This is a genomic window from Novosphingobium sp. G106, from assembly GCF_019075875.1.
Classification (GTDB): domain Bacteria; phylum Pseudomonadota; class Alphaproteobacteria; order Sphingomonadales; family Sphingomonadaceae; genus Novosphingobium.
Genome location: NZ_JAHOOZ010000001.1, coordinates 3,481,880 through 3,497,632, shown reverse-complemented (window position 1 = coordinate 3,497,632; position 15,753 = coordinate 3,481,880). Strand labels below are relative to the sequence as shown.

Annotated in this window: 14 protein-coding genes; 6 read left to right on the top strand and 8 right to left on the bottom strand. The window is 65.0% G+C overall.

Going from position 1 to position 15,753, the window contains the following annotated elements; all coding sequences use genetic code 11:
* Nucleotides 1–122: 122 nt before the first annotated feature.
* The gene (locus KRR38_RS16730) at nt 123–1,238 is read left to right on the top strand and encodes an FAD-dependent oxidoreductase (RefSeq protein ID WP_254514844.1); all 1,116 of its coding nucleotides are present in this window, start codon (nt 123–125) and stop codon (nt 1,236–1,238) included.
* 33 nt (nt 1,239–1,271) lie between these two features.
* Nucleotides 1,272–1,775: a Rid family hydrolase gene (locus KRR38_RS16725; protein ID WP_217403683.1), complete on the top strand. Its 504-nt coding sequence runs from the start codon at nt 1,272–1,274 to the stop codon at nt 1,773–1,775.
* 32 nt (nt 1,776–1,807) lie between these two features.
* Here the strand turns inward: KRR38_RS16725 and KRR38_RS16720 are convergent, their stop codons facing one another.
* Nucleotides 1,808–2,734, bottom strand: coding sequence for a DNA-binding response regulator (locus KRR38_RS16720; RefSeq protein WP_217403681.1), 927 nt, complete (start codon nt 2,732–2,734; stop codon nt 1,808–1,810).
* The gene (locus KRR38_RS16715; protein ID WP_217403679.1) at nt 2,727–4,394 is read right to left on the bottom strand and encodes an ATP-binding protein; all 1,668 of its coding nucleotides are present in this window, start codon (nt 4,392–4,394) and stop codon (nt 2,727–2,729) included. The genes KRR38_RS16720 and KRR38_RS16715 overlap by 8 nt, the downstream gene beginning before the upstream one ends.
* Before the next feature lie 366 nt (nt 4,395–4,760).
* On the opposite strand from KRR38_RS16715, the gene KRR38_RS16710 reads away from it, so the two are divergent.
* The 4 genes from KRR38_RS16710 (at nt 4,761) to KRR38_RS16695 (ending at nt 8,491) form a co-directional block, all read left to right on the top strand.
* Nucleotides 4,761–6,353, top strand: a complete 1,593-nt coding sequence (locus KRR38_RS16710) for a flavin monoamine oxidase family protein (RefSeq protein ID WP_217403678.1) — start codon at nt 4,761–4,763, stop codon at nt 6,351–6,353.
* 11 nt (nt 6,354–6,364) lie between these two features.
* Nucleotides 6,365–6,844, top strand: coding sequence for a cytochrome c (locus KRR38_RS16705; RefSeq protein WP_217403676.1), 480 nt, complete (start codon nt 6,365–6,367; stop codon nt 6,842–6,844).
* Between the two features lie 123 nt (nt 6,845–6,967).
* Nucleotides 6,968–7,183: a hypothetical protein gene (locus KRR38_RS16700; protein WP_217403674.1), complete on the top strand. Its 216-nt coding sequence runs from the start codon at nt 6,968–6,970 to the stop codon at nt 7,181–7,183.
* A 150-nt stretch (nt 7,184–7,333) separates the two neighbouring features.
* Nucleotides 7,334–8,491: a DUF2332 family protein gene (locus KRR38_RS16695; protein ID WP_309141067.1), complete on the top strand. Its 1,158-nt coding sequence runs from the start codon at nt 7,334–7,336 to the stop codon at nt 8,489–8,491.
* 109 nt (nt 8,492–8,600) lie between these two features.
* On the opposite strand, the gene KRR38_RS16690 is transcribed toward KRR38_RS16695, so the two are convergent.
* The 6 genes from KRR38_RS16690 to KRR38_RS16665 form a co-directional block, all read right to left on the bottom strand.
* Nucleotides 8,601–8,870, bottom strand: a complete 270-nt coding sequence (locus KRR38_RS16690; protein WP_217403672.1) for a GlsB/YeaQ/YmgE family stress response membrane protein — start codon at nt 8,868–8,870, stop codon at nt 8,601–8,603.
* An 18-nt stretch (nt 8,871–8,888) separates the two neighbouring features.
* Nucleotides 8,889–9,119 carry a hypothetical protein gene (locus KRR38_RS16685; RefSeq protein WP_217403670.1) on the bottom strand — a complete coding sequence of 77 codons (231 nt, stop codon included), beginning with the start codon at nt 9,117–9,119 and terminating at the stop codon, nt 8,889–8,891.
* 187 nt (nt 9,120–9,306) lie between these two features.
* On the bottom strand, nt 9,307–9,573 hold the full coding sequence (locus tag KRR38_RS16680; protein ID WP_254514843.1) for a response regulator transcription factor: 267 nt from the start codon (nt 9,571–9,573) through the stop codon (nt 9,307–9,309).
* Between the two features lie 316 nt (nt 9,574–9,889).
* The gene (locus KRR38_RS16675) at nt 9,890–11,737 is read right to left on the bottom strand and encodes a methyl-accepting chemotaxis protein (protein WP_217403668.1); all 1,848 of its coding nucleotides are present in this window, start codon (nt 11,735–11,737) and stop codon (nt 9,890–9,892) included.
* 77 nt (nt 11,738–11,814) lie between these two features.
* Nucleotides 11,815–14,298: a TonB-dependent receptor domain-containing protein gene (locus KRR38_RS16670; protein ID WP_217403666.1), complete on the bottom strand. Its 2,484-nt coding sequence runs from the start codon at nt 14,296–14,298 to the stop codon at nt 11,815–11,817.
* A gap of 315 nt (nt 14,299–14,613) precedes the next feature.
* A complete protein-coding gene (locus KRR38_RS16665; protein ID WP_254514842.1) occupies nt 14,614–15,720 on the bottom strand; it encodes an FUSC family protein in 1,107 nt (368 codons plus the stop codon).
* Nucleotides 15,721–15,753: the final 33 nt, after the last annotated feature.

Genomic DNA, 15,753 nt, shown 5'->3' with positions numbered 1-15,753 from the left:
TTTTTTGCGCAGGCGAATCGGGCCGCGGAGGAGCGCAAGAACGCATGGTCGATCGTCGGGCGGTTTTACGAAGCGCAGCGTGGGGTTCGCTTGGGGCCGCCGGCGGTTTGCCGGCCAGGCTGATGGCGCAGACGGCCTTCGCTTCGCCGCCTGCACTGGCACCGGTCAAGGCGCGGGCCGACCGCATGTTCAAGGTCACCGTCTGCCTTCGTCCCTTCCGTGCCGCTGGGCCGCGCATGGAAGTCGAGCAGATCGCGGGCAAGACCGTGCTCCATCACTACGGCCACGGCGGCAGCGGATGGTCGCTGTCCTGGGGCTCGGCGATGGAGGCGCTGCCGTTGCTGCTGCAGACCGGTGCGAAGGAGATTGCCGTGGTCGGCGCCGGCGCGATCGGCATGACCACCGCGATCACCGCCCAGCGCCTGGGGCTGAAGGTCACGATCTACGCCAGGGATCGCTTTCCCGACGTCCGCTCTGCACGGGCGACCGGCACCTGGTCGCCGCACAGCCGCGTTGCCATGGACGGCGCAGTCAACGATGCTTTCACGACCAAGTGGGAACGGATGGCGCGGCGTACCTTCACCGTGCACCAATCCTACCTCGGCCTCGCCGGCAATCCCGTCGAATGGGTCGACCGCTACGTGCTGTCGGACACCCCGTTCGAGAAGCGCCCCAAGACGGTGATCGCCATGCCGGGCGGCGGCAGCGACACCTTTGTCGACTACGACGACCGGGTGAAGGACCTCACGCCGCGCAACGATGATCTCGCCAGCGGCGCGCACCCGTTCTCCATGCCTTTCGTGCGGCGGACGAGCACGCTGCGCTACAACGTTGCCGACCTCTACCACCAGCTCGAAAGCGACTTCCTGATTGCTGGGGGGCGCTTCGTGCCGATGGAACTGACCGGCCCCGCCGACTTCGCGCGCATTCGCGAAAAGGCGATCGTCAACTGCACGGGCTACGGCGCGCGGGCGTTGATGAAGGACGAGAGCATTGTCCCGGTGCGCGGTCAGATCGCCTGGCTGCTGCCGCAGCCCGAGGTCGACTACGGCCTCCAGTACAACCACGTCTCGGTGCTCGCGCGCCGCGACGGCATCCTCGTCCAGGCGCTCGGCGCCGACGAGGCCTTCGGCTTCAATGATCCCAACGAAGAGCCCGATTACGCCGCTGCGCGCGATTCGATCGGCGTGGTCGCGACGATGTTCCAGCCCCGCACTGCGGCAGCGGCGAAGGGCTGAACCATGCTTGCCAAGACGTCCAGGAGAAGATCCATGCGATTTAAAATGCTGTTTGCCGCCGTACTATCGGCCGCGCTGTTGCCGTCTGGGGCTCACGCCCAGGTCACGCGCATCAAGAGCAATCCCCAGGCGATCATCCTCGACGCCGCCAAGGTCGGTGCCGGGGCGGAGATGCTTTACGTCTCGGGCCAGCTCCCGTCGCCGGTCGACCCCGCAAAGCCGATGGCCGATGTGAAGAGTGTAGAGGAGATGGGGGATACCAAGACCCAGACCATCAGCGCACTGGGCAAGATCAAGAAGATCCTGGAGACCCAGGGCTACAAGATGTCCGACACGATCAAGCTGTCTCTGTTCCTCGCGCCCGATCCCAAGACCGGGCGCATGGACTTCGCCGGCGCCAACGAGGGCTTCAAGACCTTCTTCGGCACGGCCGAGACGCCTGTCACGGTTGCCCGTTCGACTTTCCAGGTAGCCGCGCTGGTCGGCCCTTACTACCTGATCGAGATCGAAGCGATCGCGGCCAAGCCGGCTGCCTGATCCATTGCGCGCGGCGCGGTAGACGCTTCCTCCTACCGCCCGATGATCTTGATCGCGATCGCCGCCGCCGAAGAGCGCGTTTCCACACCCATCTTGTCGTAGATGTGCTCGAGGTGCTTCTGCACCGTGCGGGGGCTGATCGTCAGCACGTCGCTGATGTCCGAGTTCGACTTGCCGTAGCTGACCCAGAGCAGCACCTCGGCCTCGCGCGAGGTGATGTTGAGCCCGTTCTGCAGCCGCAGCACGTCCTGCTTAGGATCGAGCTCGTTGATCTGGATCAGCACCTCGTCGCCGCGAAGCCGGTCGATGACGACCAATTCGATCGTCCCCTGCGGCTGCTCGATACGGATCGAGGAGCCGCTGGCATTCTCCTGGCCGAGCAGCTTTTGCACGCCGCCGCGCAGCAGCGGCGGCAGGACCGGCGTGCCGCGGTCCCAGCCGGGCGCGACCCGCGCGATCGCGCGTTCGGCAAGCGGCGTGCACCAGAGCAGGCGGCCTTCGCTGTCGGTCGCCATCATCAGCCGCCCCGTCGCGTCGAGGCTTGTCACGCTGGCGTGAACCGCGCGGCTCTGCGCCATGTGGACGCGCACGCGCGCCAGCAGTTCCTGCCAGTTGATCGGCTTGCGCACATAGTCGACGCCGCCGACCTCGAAGGCCTCGATGACGTGCTCGCTTTCGGTCAGGCCAGTCATGAAGATGATCGGGATCGGGGCGAGCGCCGGATCGCGCTTGATCAGCGTCGTCGTCTCGAAGCCGTCGATCCCCGGCATCACCGCGTCCATCAGGATCAGGTCGGGCTTGACGTGCTGCAGCACGTCGAGTGCGGCCTTGCCGGAAGTGGCGATCAGGACGGTCAGGTCCGCGGTTTCGAGCATCGCGGTCAGCATGCGCAGCGAATCGGGCTCGTCGTCGATCACGAGCACCGTGTCCGGCCGCGGGGCTACGGCCATTTCAGACATTTTCCAGTTTCCTTACCATCGCAGAAAGATCGTAGCGATCCAGACAATCATAGAGATGCGCGATCAGCGCGCGCGCTTCGGGTGCCGCCTCGTCGAGCGCGGCGATCTCGGCCTCGACCCCGCGGATGTGGCCGATGCGCAGGAGATCGCGCAGCCGCTCGACGTGGACCATGGCGTCTTCGGAGAGGTCGCCGGTCGGCGCCGATTTGGGCAGCGGCACGGTCCGGTCCAGGTTTTCCCATTTCCACGAGAGGTTGAGCAGGCCGCCCAGCGCGTCGAGCAGCGCGTTGAATTCGACCGGCTTCACCAGGAACAGGTCGTGGACGATCACCTGGGTCTCGGGCTTGTGGAATTCCTGCACATTGGCGGACAGCATGACGATATGCAGGTCGAGCTGCATCTTCTCGCGCAGGTAGGAGGCCGTCTGCCAGCCCGACATGCCGGGCATCGAGATGTCGAGCACCGCTAGATCGAATCGCCGGCGTTCGCAGAGCGCAACTGCGGTCTCGCCGTTGGGTACGGCCGCGACGTCGAAGCCGATCGATTCCAACAGATTGCGCAGGAAAGAAAGCTGCCGCACGTCGTCATCGACGAGGAGGAGCGAGCGGCGCGGCCCTTCGTAACCGACGATGGAACGCGACGGCGATAGGTCGCTGATCTTGCCGGCGACGTCGCCCAGCATCAGCGTGACCTTGAACCGGGTGCCCTGGCCGGGAATGCTGTCGAACGTGAGGTCGCCGCCGAGGATCTTGACGATCGCCTGGGTGATCGGCAGCCCGAGCCCGACCCCGGGCTGCACCTGCTCGTGCGCGTCACCGCCGCGCTCGAAGGGATCGAAGATCCGCTCGCGGTCCTCCTGGCGGATGCCGGGGCCGGTATCGATCACTTCGAAAGTGGCGATCTGTCCCGCGTAGCCGACCTTGAAGGTCACCGATCCCGCCTCGGTGAACTTGATCGCGTTGGATACGAGGTTGATCAGCACCTGGCGCAGCCGGCTCTGATCCATGCGGATATATTCAGGCAGCCGTTCGGGATAGTCGGCGATGAAATCCAGTCCCTTGGCCTGCGCGCTAGGTCGCAGCATCCAGAAGATCTGGTCGAGAAAATCACGAAAGCGAACGGTATCGTGCTTGACCCGCATGATGCCGTTTTCGAGCTGGCTGATGTCGAGCAGCCCGTCGACCAGGCTGGTCAGGTGTTCCGAGCAGCGGCGGATGACTTGCGCGGCTTCGCGCGAATCGACCTGGTCGCCGCGCTCCATGAGCTGCGCGTAGCCGTAGATCGCATTGAGCGGCGCGCGGATCTCGTGGCTGACGCTGGCGATGTAGCGGCTCTTGGCGAAATTGGCGGTTTCTGCGGCCTCTTTGTCCAGATTGAGCTGGTCGGCATTTTCTTCCGCCACTACTGCACCGGGCACGCGTGCACCTTCGCGTGCGAGAATCACTGCGGCCACGACACAGATCCCGATCATGCAGACAATGCCGATCAGGTGCATCTGGGTATCGTCGGCCGAGGAGAATTCGGCGGCGAGATCAGCCGCGATCGCCAGCAGCGCCATGGCCAGGGCGAACAGCGGCGCGGCGCGGAGCACGCCGATCCGCCAGGGACCGCGCGAGACGGGCGGCGCCTTTCTCAGCCAGTTCGCGTCGGACAGCGCCATGGCCGTCAGCGCGTGCCCGGCTGCGGAGACTTTGCTCGCGTCATGGTATTCAGCGCACAGCACTGCCGTCGGTGTCGAAACATTCTGCCCTGAGACCCTAGTTGGGACGCGCCCTGTTTTTGTATCTGCATTGGAATGTTGCATTGCCGAAGGGCAAAGGCAAGACCGTGGTTTTGCGCAGGCCCATAGAGGGACAATAGCCCGTGATATAGGGGTGATCGCCGGAATCTCCGGCCTTCGCAAGTGCGGTACCCTTGTCGAATGACAACGTTGGCGGAATAAGCACAAAGGCGTATCAACATTTTGCCCGTGGCGGCCGAATTTCCCCTGCACGGCAGGGCGGCCGCAAGCGAGGGCAAATACAATATGTCGCAAAACCTCAACCCGGGGATGAGCAAGCGCGATCTTCTGAGTCTGATCGGCGCTGCAGCCGGGGGTACGGTCATGTATATGGCCATGGGGGCCTTCGACCAGGCGAAGGCTTCGAATTTCAAGGGCCCGATCAAGCTCGACGGCGATCCCAAGGGAACGTCGGTGCTGATCCTCGGTGCCGGTGTTGCCGGCATGACTTCGGCGCTGGAGCTCAGCCGCGCCGGTTACAAGGTCCAGGTGCTCGAATACAACGACCGCGTCGGCGGCCGTTCGTGGACGCTGCAGGGCGGCGATACCTTTACCGAGCTCGGCGGCGCGACCCAGCGCTGTGAATTCGCGCCGGGCAACTACATCAATCCCGGTCCCTGGCGCATTCCGTGGCACCACCACGGCCTGATCCACTACTGCCACGAGCTCGGCGTAGAGCTGCAGCCGTTCATGCAGGTCAACTACAATGCCTATATCCATTCGACGAAGCAGTTCGACGGCAAGCCACAGCGCTTCCGTCACGCCCAGGCCGACTATTATGGTCATGTCGGCGAGCTTCTCGCCAAGGCGGTGAACAAGGGTGCGCTGACCGACACGATCACCAAGGAAGACGGTGAAATCCTGCTGGAATCGCTCCGCAGCTGGGGCGGGCTGGACAAGAACATGCGCTATGTGAAGGGCCGCGAGTCCAGCAACCGGCGCGGCTGGGACAAGGAACCGGGCGGCGGCCTTTCCGCCGAGCCGATCCCTTCCGAGCCGATGACCGCCGAGACCGTACTGCGCTCGGGCCTGTGGAAAACGCTGGGCGGCAACCTCAGCTGGGATCACGAATTCACCATCTTCCAGCCGGTTGGCGGCATGGGGCAGGTGGCCAAGGGGTTCGAACGCGCGGTCGGCCATCTCGTCCGGCTGAACAGCAAGGTCACTGCGATCCAGCAGAACGACAAGGGCGTCACGGTCGCCTATACCGACACCAAGACCGGCGCCAAGCAGACGGCCAGCGCCGACTACGTCATCTGCACGATCCCGCTGCCGATCCTCGCGCAGGTGGACATGAACGTCGGGCCGGAAATGGCCGCGGCGATCCGCGGCATCGCCTATTCGACGAGTTGCAAGGTCGGGCTCGAGTTCAAGCGCCGGTTCTGGGAGCAGGACGACCAGATCTATGGCGGCATCTCCTACACCGACTTGCCGAACAGCCAGATCAGCTATCCCAGCAGCAAGTACGGCGCCAAGGGGCCGGGCGTCTGGCTGGGCGCCTATACCGGCGGCCCGACCGGCTATGAGCTGACCGCGCTGCCCCCGGCCGAACGCCACGCGCGGGTGCTCGAATGGAACTCGGTGATCCATCCGCAGGCCAAGGCCGAGTACATGAACGCCGTGTCGGTCGGCTGGCACCGCGTACCCTGGGTGCTGGGCTGCTTCGGCACCTGGACCGAGCAGGCGCGCGCCGAGCACTACAAGAACCTCTGCGCGATGGACGGCCGCATCATGCTCGCGGGCGAACATGCCTCCTACTACGGCGGCTGGCAGGAGGGCGGCATCACCTCGGCGATCGACGCGATCGGCCGGCTCCACCAACACGTGCTCGCGGCCTGAGAGGAGAGACCATGAAGATCCAGACCCTTTCTCTCCTTACGGCGGGCGTAGTGGCAATGGGCGTTGCGCTCGGCTCGGTGGGCGTCGCCGCCAAGTCTGCTCCGCCGGCAACGCCGGCCGTGGTCGACGCCGCCGACGGCGCCTTTGCCGGGCGCGGCCAGTTCGCCGAGACCAGCGGCGAGGCGATGTACCGCCGCGTCTGTGCCGCCTGCCACATGCCCGATGCCAAAGGCGCGGAGGGCGCCGGTCACTATCCGGCGCTGGCCGGCAATCCCAAGCTCGAAGCCGGCGGCTATCCGCTGTCGGTGCTGATGCAGGGGATGAACGGCATGCCCGCTATAGGCATGATGATGAGCGACCAGCAGGCGGCCGAGGTCGTCAACTACGTCCGCACCCATTTCGGCAACCGCTACAAGGCTCCGGTGACGGCGGCCGAAGCGAAGGAAGCACGGGCCGGGGCGCAGGCGCCGACGAACCAGATGCCGGGGTGAGGGAGGCGCCAGCGCCGCCAGATCGCGGACCTGCAGAATTTCGGTGCAAAGCCCGGCCAATTTCCGGGGGAGTTTCGAGTCGCCTGATGGACAGGCCCGGGCCGGGCTCGCTACCGGCCCGGCATGTCCATCATAGCCACGATCATGAATGCCGCTACCGGGCGGCCCATCCAGAAAATGAAGTTCGAGCGGATGCCCAAGCCCTGGGCCAGCTTCACGCTCGAAAGCGGCGAACTCGTCACCGCCCAGCGGATCGACGTGGGTAAGCCCGCGCCGGGCAAGTTCATCGCCCCCGTCGACATCTGGGTGCTGAAGGCGGAGGCGAAGGCCGAAGGCTGACTTCCACCAGAATGGTTGATTTCCGACGATTTTTCTTGCCGTAACAGGTATATTTCCGAGGGCTGCATTCCCGAAGAGTTCACCATGCGGGCGTAGTCGCAGATTGACAGTCGGGACCCGAATTCGCCCGGCGCTATCTGCGGGTATCCGGTGACAAGTACAGCCATTCTGAGGACCGAACTGGGCGAGTCTCACGGTACTGCGCGGGCTGCGCCACCGGGCCCGGAGTCGGCTCCGCAGACCCCTGTAGAGACTCGCGACGCCGTTACTCGGGATGGGCGCGCCGAACTGCTGCGCCAGTCGGGCATCGCCCGTGACCTCGGTTCGCCCTTCGTCAGTGAAGTTCTCGCCGCTGCCTGGCGCCAACTCGACCGCGCGCCGCGCCTCGCCGCATTGGTCTCCAACTGGCCCGGCGATCCGGCCGCGGCGGCGATGGCTATGCGGCTCAACGCCGGTCTCCATGCGCTGGCTCGGCGCGGTGCCCTTCCCGACCTGAGCGCGCTCTACGCCGGCCTCCACGCCAATTTCGGCCGGGCCATCGGTGCGGCGCTGGAAGTGGGCGAAGAGACGATCCTCGAATGGATGGACCATCCGACGCAGACCAACGAAGTGGGCCGCTCGGCCGCTTTCATGGCCGCGCTGATGACGCTGGCCGACGGCGCCGGTATGCCGTTCGAGTTGCTCGAATTCGGCGCCAGTGCCGGGCTCAACCTCATGCTCGACCGCTATGCCCACGACCTCGGTGGCGTCGGCGCGGGAACGCCAGATTCGCCTGTGCGCGTGTCGCCCGAATGGCGTGGCGCTGCCGTGGTCAAAGCGCCCGTGCAGATCCATTCGGTACGCGGGGTCGACTTGCGGCCATTGCGGCTCGAAGACCCGTTCACCCGCGAGCGCCTGCTGTCCTACATCTGGGCCGACCATCCCGCGCGGGCCGAGCGGCTGTGCCACGCGATCGCGCTGAACCTCGCCCGCCCGCCGCAGATCGAGCGCGCCAGCGCCGCGCCCTGGCTGGCACATCAGCTTACCCAGCCGCAGCGCGAGGGCGTCTGCCGCGTCGTCATGCATTCGATGGTGCTGCAATATTTGCCCGAGGCCGAACGCCGCGCTGCGCTGACCTCGATCATGGCCGCCGGCGCCCGCGCGACGCCGGACCGCCCATTCGCCTGGATCGGCCTCGAATGGAATTCAGACCGCACCGAAGTGCAACTGCGCCTTACCCGCTGGCCGGGCGAGGGCGGCGAGACCGGCACCAGCCGCGTGCTGGCGCTCTGCCACGCCTATGGCAGCTGGATCGACTGGCGCGGCTGAAGGTCGGCCCTACGAAAAACCCCCGCCGAAGCGGGGGTGATAGGTAAGATGCTCCCGATCCCTGGTAGCATCCGGCGCCGTTCAAAAACGGTCTAGTGGTTCAGGCCGATCAGCGGGCCGAACCGCGACGGATCAGGTTGACGATGGCGAGCAGGACCACCGCGCCCAGGAACGTGACGATCAGCGAACTGGCGCTGTAGTCCCCAGCCATTATATTGCCGCCGCCGATCAGCGGATTCAGCAGGAAGCTGGCAACCAGCGCACCGACGATCCCGACGACGACGTTGAGCAGGATTCCCTGCTGGCCATCGGTACGCATGACCATACTGGCGAGCCATCCGATGACGCCGCCGACGATAATCAGAATAATCAGGCCCATGATCCTGTCCTCTCTTGCTTACTGCTTGGTGTTGTTCGCAGCATCCTGCGCCGCGTTGCCGGCCTTCTCGGCTGCGTTGCCGACCTGACCGGCCGCATTGGCGATCGCATTGTCCTTTGCGTTCTGGCTACCGGACATCTGGGTGAAGAAAATCACGCCAGCGACGAGCGCAACGACGAGCACGAGTGCGATTACCCAACCTGCTCCGCTGCTGCGATTGCCGGTTTCGACAATAAGGGGGGCCATCATTTGCCATGTTCGATCTCCTGTGTGAGTGCCTTGTTGAACGATTAACTTTTGTCTTCGTTCCAGTCGAACACTTATGGTTAATTCTACATGCTGAGACTGCGCAGTGGGAGCGATGAAGAGGCAGGGCCGCCCGGGCTGAACTTATGCCCAATCGCACACTATCGAGGGTCGAGTACCCGATTAACGTTCAGGCGGCCTCAGAAGCGACGAACGACAATATCTGCGAGTTGATCGCGATTGCGACCATGTGGACTCGATTACGCGCCCTCAGCTTTACGCGTATCGCATCCAGGTGTGTCTCCACCGTCCGCGGCGCTATGCTACAGATGATTGCAGCCTCTTTTGCCGACAGGCCCTGGGCGATCAGCGTCAGGACCTCGAGTTCGCGGATGGTCAAGGACCCGTCGTGTTTCAATCCCGTCACGGCTTCCCTCATATTGCGTTCCGGCTTCATATTGCGTTCCGGGTCCTGTGCTGATGCGCCCCGGTTCACATGCGGGCAGGCCGGGACGCATCAGCCGACCGCAGCTTGAGCGGATCGGGCGGATCCAGCGCGGTCACGCCGAGTGAACGGCCGGTCGTTTGCGAAGTTCCGGCATTATGAAATTAATTAACAAGTTGGCCGGCGGGTCGGTTGAAAACGATTAACTTTAACAAGCGCCTCGGTGCGCCGATCGCGGCCAGATATTTCTGAAGCGCTGGGGCTAAAATGCCAAAAGGCCGGCAAGCTGCGCTTGCCGGCCTTCGGGGATAATCGCCTGGTCAGGCGGTTAGAATTCGGACCAGTCGTCGTCGCTCTGGACCGCCAGGTTGCCGACGACGGGTGGCGGCGGTGCGGGACGCGGCGGGGGCGCGCGGTGCTGGACGGGCATCGCGTGGACCACGGGCGCAGCGGGTGCCGCGGCGCGGCGTGCCGAGCCCGCATCGACCTGGAAGGCCGAGAAGGCGCGGTAGAGATCCTCGGCCTCCTTGGCGAGCAGCTCGGTCGCGGCGGTCGTCTGCTCGACCATGGCCGCGTTCTGCTGCGTCATGATGTCCATGGAGCCGATCGCCGAGTTGACCTCGCCGAGGCCGGTCGACTGCTGCTCGGCCGCCTGGGCCATTGCCTCGATCGACTCGCTGACGCTGGCGACGCGCTCGATGATGCGGCCCAGCGAACCGCCGGTCTCGTTGACCAGCTCCACGCCGGTGGTGACGTGCGCGGCGGTCGAGGTGATCTTGGTCTTGACGTCGCTGGCGGCGTCGGCAGCGCGCTGGGCGAGTGCCCGCACTTCGCTGGCGACGACCGCGAAGCCCTTGCCGGCGTCACCGGCGCGGGCCGCTTCGACACCCGCGTTGAGCGCGAGGAGATTGGTCTGGAAGGCGATGCCGTCGATCACGGTGACGATCTCGACGATTTCCTGGCTGGCCTTCTGGATACCGTTCATCGCTTCGATCGCCTTGTGGACGACGTCGCCGCCCTGTTCGGCCTCGGCGCGGGCTTCGAGCATCGACTTGCTGGCGCTGGCCGCGATCGCGGCGCTTTCGCTGACCTTGCGGGTGATCTCGGCCATGGCGGCAGTCGACGACTGCAGCTTGGCGGCCTGTTGTTCGCTGCGCTTCGACAGGTCGTTGGTGGCCTGGCGAATCTCGGACGAGCTGGTGCTGATCGAATCGATCGTGCCGCGCACCGAACCCATCACGCCGCAGAGCTGTTCGAGCGCGGCGTTGAAGTCGCGGGCGACACCCGAGAAGGCCGGCGGCAGGTCGTTGAGGCGGGCGCGCAGGTCGGACTGCGACAGATCGTGCAGCTTGCGGCCAATCTCGCCCATGGCCAGCTCGCGGTCACGGTCGTCGGTTTCCTTGCCCACCGCGGCGTCGCGGAAGACGAGGACCGCACGGGCCATGTCGCCGATTTCGTCGACGCGATCGGCATCGGGCACGGCGATGTCGTTCTTGCCCGCGGCAAGCTGCGCCATCGTCTTGGTCAGACCGGTGATCGGGCGGGCGATGATCTTGGTGAGCATCATGGCCAGCATGATCGCAAGGCCAAGCAGCGCGATGCCGCCGACGGTGAGCGTGATCAGCGCGACCCGGATCGCGGTTTCCTGGCGCTCGGAATTTTCCTTGATTGCGGCGACCTGGGCATCGCGGATGGCGCGCAGCGGCAGCACCGCGTCGCTGATCAGCACGGCCTTGCCGGCGCCGCGCACTTCGTTCGATGCGGGCTCCTGGCGCCCGGCCTTGACCTCGGCGATCAGGCGGTCACCCCAGTTCTTGCGCCACTTGAGCGTCTCTTCGCGCGACTTTAGCAGCGCGGCCTTGAGTTCGGGCTCGGTCAGCACCTTCTCGAGCTTGTTCGAAGCCTCGTCGTAGGCGTCGCGGCCTTCGTAATACGACTTGAGGTAGGATTGGTCTGCCGTCACCAGGTAGCCGCGCAGCTGGCTGTTCTGGCGCAGCAGAGCGGTTTCCAGTGCCAGGACCTCCGCATGGATCTCCTGGCTCGCGTTGTTGCGATCCGTCGAACCACTGATCATCAGGATGTTGGCCAGGAACACGACCATCACGATCGCCGCCATGGCGCAGATCATGGTGAACGAAAGACCGAGCTTCCTGGGGATCTTCGCGGATTTCAGCATTGTCTTTACTCTCGATTGAGGACCCTGCGTAAGAGCTTGGGCGGCCGGGAGCATCGCCCCCGGCCGCCCGGCTCAGCTTAGAAGTCGAAGCGAACCGAAGCGGAAACCGTGCGGCCGTTCGCCACGCGGGTCTGGACGATGCCAGTCGCGGGGAGAGCGGTTTCCTGGGTTTCGATAACGGCCAGCTTGTTGAACAGGTTGTTGGCATTGACTGACAACAGCATCCGTTCCGTCAGGCGATACTGCGCGAAGCCGTTGACCAGAGCGTGGCCAGGGATCTTGAGCAGGTTATCGTCACCGGCATAGCTGTCCGTCGTGCCGATCACGTTCGCGCCGATCACGAAGCGTTCGGTCTCGAACTGCGGCGTCACCTGGAAGATCAGGTCGGCCTGGTGCTTGGGCACGTGCCCGACCATGGCGGCGACCAGCGCGTCGGCGGTGATCTTGGCCTTGGTATAGGTGGCGCCGGCGTTCAGGCGGAACGGGCCCTTCTTGATCGAGCCCTCGAGCTCCACGCCATAGGCGCGGTACGAGCGGTCGAGGTTGATGTTGTGCTCCTTGGTCTTGGCCCAGAAGCCGGTGACATAAAGCTCGGTGTCCGCACCGCGGAATTTCACACCGCCTTCGGCCTGGGTGACCGGATCATAGGCGGCATCGGGGCGGCGGAGGCTGCCGTCGACCGAGTTCACATAGTTCGAGAACAGGATGCGGTCGGCATTGGCGCGGCCGCCGCGGCTGTAGCGGCCGAAGACCGACAGCTGCTCGGCGATGCGGTAGTTCACGCCGATCGAGTACGACAGGTAGTCGTAGTCGTAGTGGACCGGCGAGGGCGTCAGCAGCGGATAGACCGCCACGCGCGTCTCGGCGTTCGAGATCACGCCGTTGCCGTTGACGTCATAGCTCGTGACGCTGGCCGGACGACCGAGGTCGGTGCTGCCGAAGACCTGACCGCGGGCGGTGCCGAAGTCGTAGCGGAGCGAGCCGCCGATCGCGAGCTTGCCGATGTGGTAGTTCAGCGACGCGTAGGGCGCGTTGACCGAATACTGAGTGTCATAGATGTTGCGACGGACGTTGCCGAGGAAGCTGGTGCCGAAGCCGAAGTAGCCGTCCTGCGTCAGCGAGGTTCCGTTCGGCAGCGCGAGGTTGAGCAGCGCGGCCTGGCCATCGCCCTTCACTTCCATGAACACCGAAGACCAGTGCCAGGTCGTGTCGATCGTCTGCGCGGCCTTGTAGAAGCCGGCCGTGGCGGTCAGCTTGCCGCCGCCCAGATCCCAGACGCGGCTGGCGCGGATGTCGTTGGTTATGTTGGTCAGATCGTCCAGATCGGTGTCGAACAGCGTGGCCGAAGCGAGCAGGCCGTTGCCGTTGAGTGCCGCCGGATTGGCGATCACCTGGCCGGCGCTCGGGCCGTTGGCGTAGCTCAGGATCGAACCCGGCGTGCGTGCCCAGATCGCCGAGATCGCCGCGGCTGGGCCGGTCAGCGACGGCGCCAAGTAGACACCGCGCGAGGCACCCGAGATGTCCGAATAGCGGAAGCGCTCGGTGATGGTCCATTCGCCGAGCTCGAACTGAGCTTCGCCGCCGAGCGACTTGACCTTCGAATGCATGCCGTCGGTCATGTCGTAGCGCGTGAGCTGGTTGTTCTTGCTCATCGTCACGTTCGACTGGAGGTAGCGCGACAGCATCGTGTCGGTGCGCGCGTCGAAGCCGCCGACGTTGGCATAGTGCGGATCGCTGTTCGTGCCCGTTACCTGCATCGGCACCGCCAAGTACTGCGGCGACTTGTCGTCGAGGAACTTGGCGTAGAGGCGGATATAGCCACCGTCGAACGTCTTGGTGATGTTGAACTTCAGCTGGCCGCCCTTGTAGGCGTCATAGCCTGTGGCGCGCTGGCCTTCGCCCTGACGGTAGAAGCCGCCGATGTTGAAGCGGACGGTGTCGCTGAGCTTCGCACCGTAGTCGAAGTCCATGCGGTAGGTTTCGTAGTCGAGCCCGGTCGTCAGCTGGACCGCGCCGCCCTGTTCCTCACCCGTCTTCGAGATGAGGTTGATCACGCCGCCCGGCGAGTTCGATGAGAAGGTCGAAGCCGAACCGCCGCGGATCGCCTGAACCTGCGACAGCGTCAGGTCGGCGCGCAGGAACTGGTCGGCAGTGCCGAAGGCGATGTCGCCGAATTCGAGGACCGGCATGCCGTCTTCCTGCAGCTGCAGGAACTTGGCGCCGCCCAGCGCGAGCGGCAGGCCGCGGATCGAAATGTTGGCATAGCCTTCGCCAGCATAGGGCTCGGCGCGCATGCCCGGGATGTTGCGGAAGATTTCGCCAACCGAACGCGGTGCGTACTTCTCGATTTCCGTCTCATCCAGCGCGCTGGTCGAGATTGCGCTGTCCAGCAGGTCGCGCCCCCGCGCGACACCGGTGGTAAAAGCGCGCTTGGTCGGCTGTGCCGTTTCGGCCGCAGCCGGCTGAGCCGACGCCGACGAACTGTTGGCTTCCGCATCGTTGGCATAAGCAGAAATCGGGCATGCGAACGTCGCAGCCAGAAGCAGATACTTGAATTTCATGTAGATTAAGCCCCGTTTCACCCAAAATGTCTTGGTCAACGGGGCGTTAGGCAAGTCGTCGTTAAGGGCGGCATTCCGAGCCGATATGTAGAAATGCTAGGCGTCGGCAAGAAGTTGAATGCTCGATTGGAATTGCCGGTGGTCAGCCAGCATCGCGGCAAGGCGAAAACCGCCGCCGAGTAAAGGCTGGAAGCCGCAGCCTCGACGCTGGCAGTGCTGTGAAAGCGATGGAATCCTTGCCGACGGTAGTAGTAAAATACCACGAAAATGGATGATATTTCGTCGCGAGAGCACTTTTCTTGTGGGTCGGCAGCCCTATTCCGACGCCCCGCTTTCGGTAGCGGGTTCGGCGGCCTTGCGCTCCGGAACGAGGAAATGCCCGGCCAGCAGGATCGGCACCAGCACCGCCATGCCGATGAATACGCTGAGGAAGCGCTTCATCCCCGGCTCGATCGCGACGTTCGAATAGTCGTCGGGGATCAACACGATCAGCACGGCCAGGGTAAACTGCAGCCCGAGATAGGCGCGCTCGGGTCCGCCGTTCTCGATATGGCGGCCGGCGATGATGCCGAGGCAGGTGCCCACGACGAGCACCGGCACGCTGCCACCGGCGACGAGCAGCACGAGCGAGGCCAGGATGCCCCCTGCGAGGCAGCCGATCGCGCGGTGGCGCAGGCGGCGGCCGACGGGGATGAGGCCGCTCGAGCCCAGGCCCGCGACAGGCACGATCATCACCGCCATCACGGTCACGCCGGCCTGGGCCAGCTCGGGTATGGCGACGAAGTGGTTGAGCAATACCAAGAGGCTGAGTGCGAGGCCTGCCTGCGCCGCGTGGCGGGCTGCGTCGGGATGCCAACCGGCGGAAGACGTGGGCGGGTTGGGCAAGACGGGCCACCAGCGGCGCGCGGTCAGTGTCGAGACCAGGCTCACCGCGACGCAGGCCACGGTCCCCGCGCCGACCTCGAGCACGCGGGTTACTGCGAGCGCCTGGACGTCGATCCCTGGCTGCTGCAGCTTGTCGAGCAGGATCATGACGAAAGTCAGTCCGAACAGCAGCCAGGCATAGGAGCGGTGCGCGGTCAGCGTGCCGTAGAGGCCCAGGCTGCCGACCAGCGCCATCACCAGCATCGTCGCCCACAGCATGCCCGGCGAGAGCCGGACGAACCAGATCGCCAGGGTCGCCCCGAGCAGCGTCCCGATCATCCGCAGCACCCCGCGCAGCAGTGTCTCGGACATCGGGCCTTTCATCAGGACGAAGGCGCTGAAGGCGGCCCAGGCTATCATCTTCGCGCCGATCAGGTGGGCGAGCACGATCGCCAGCAGTACCGAGGCGACGCATTCCAGCTCGTCGGCCATGCGCCGTCCCGGCGTCACCAGGACGCGCAGCTCGTTCGAGATCCTGTCGGCGAGGCCCGAGATCATTCTCCCGCTATGGCCTTCCGCGCCGCCGAGGTG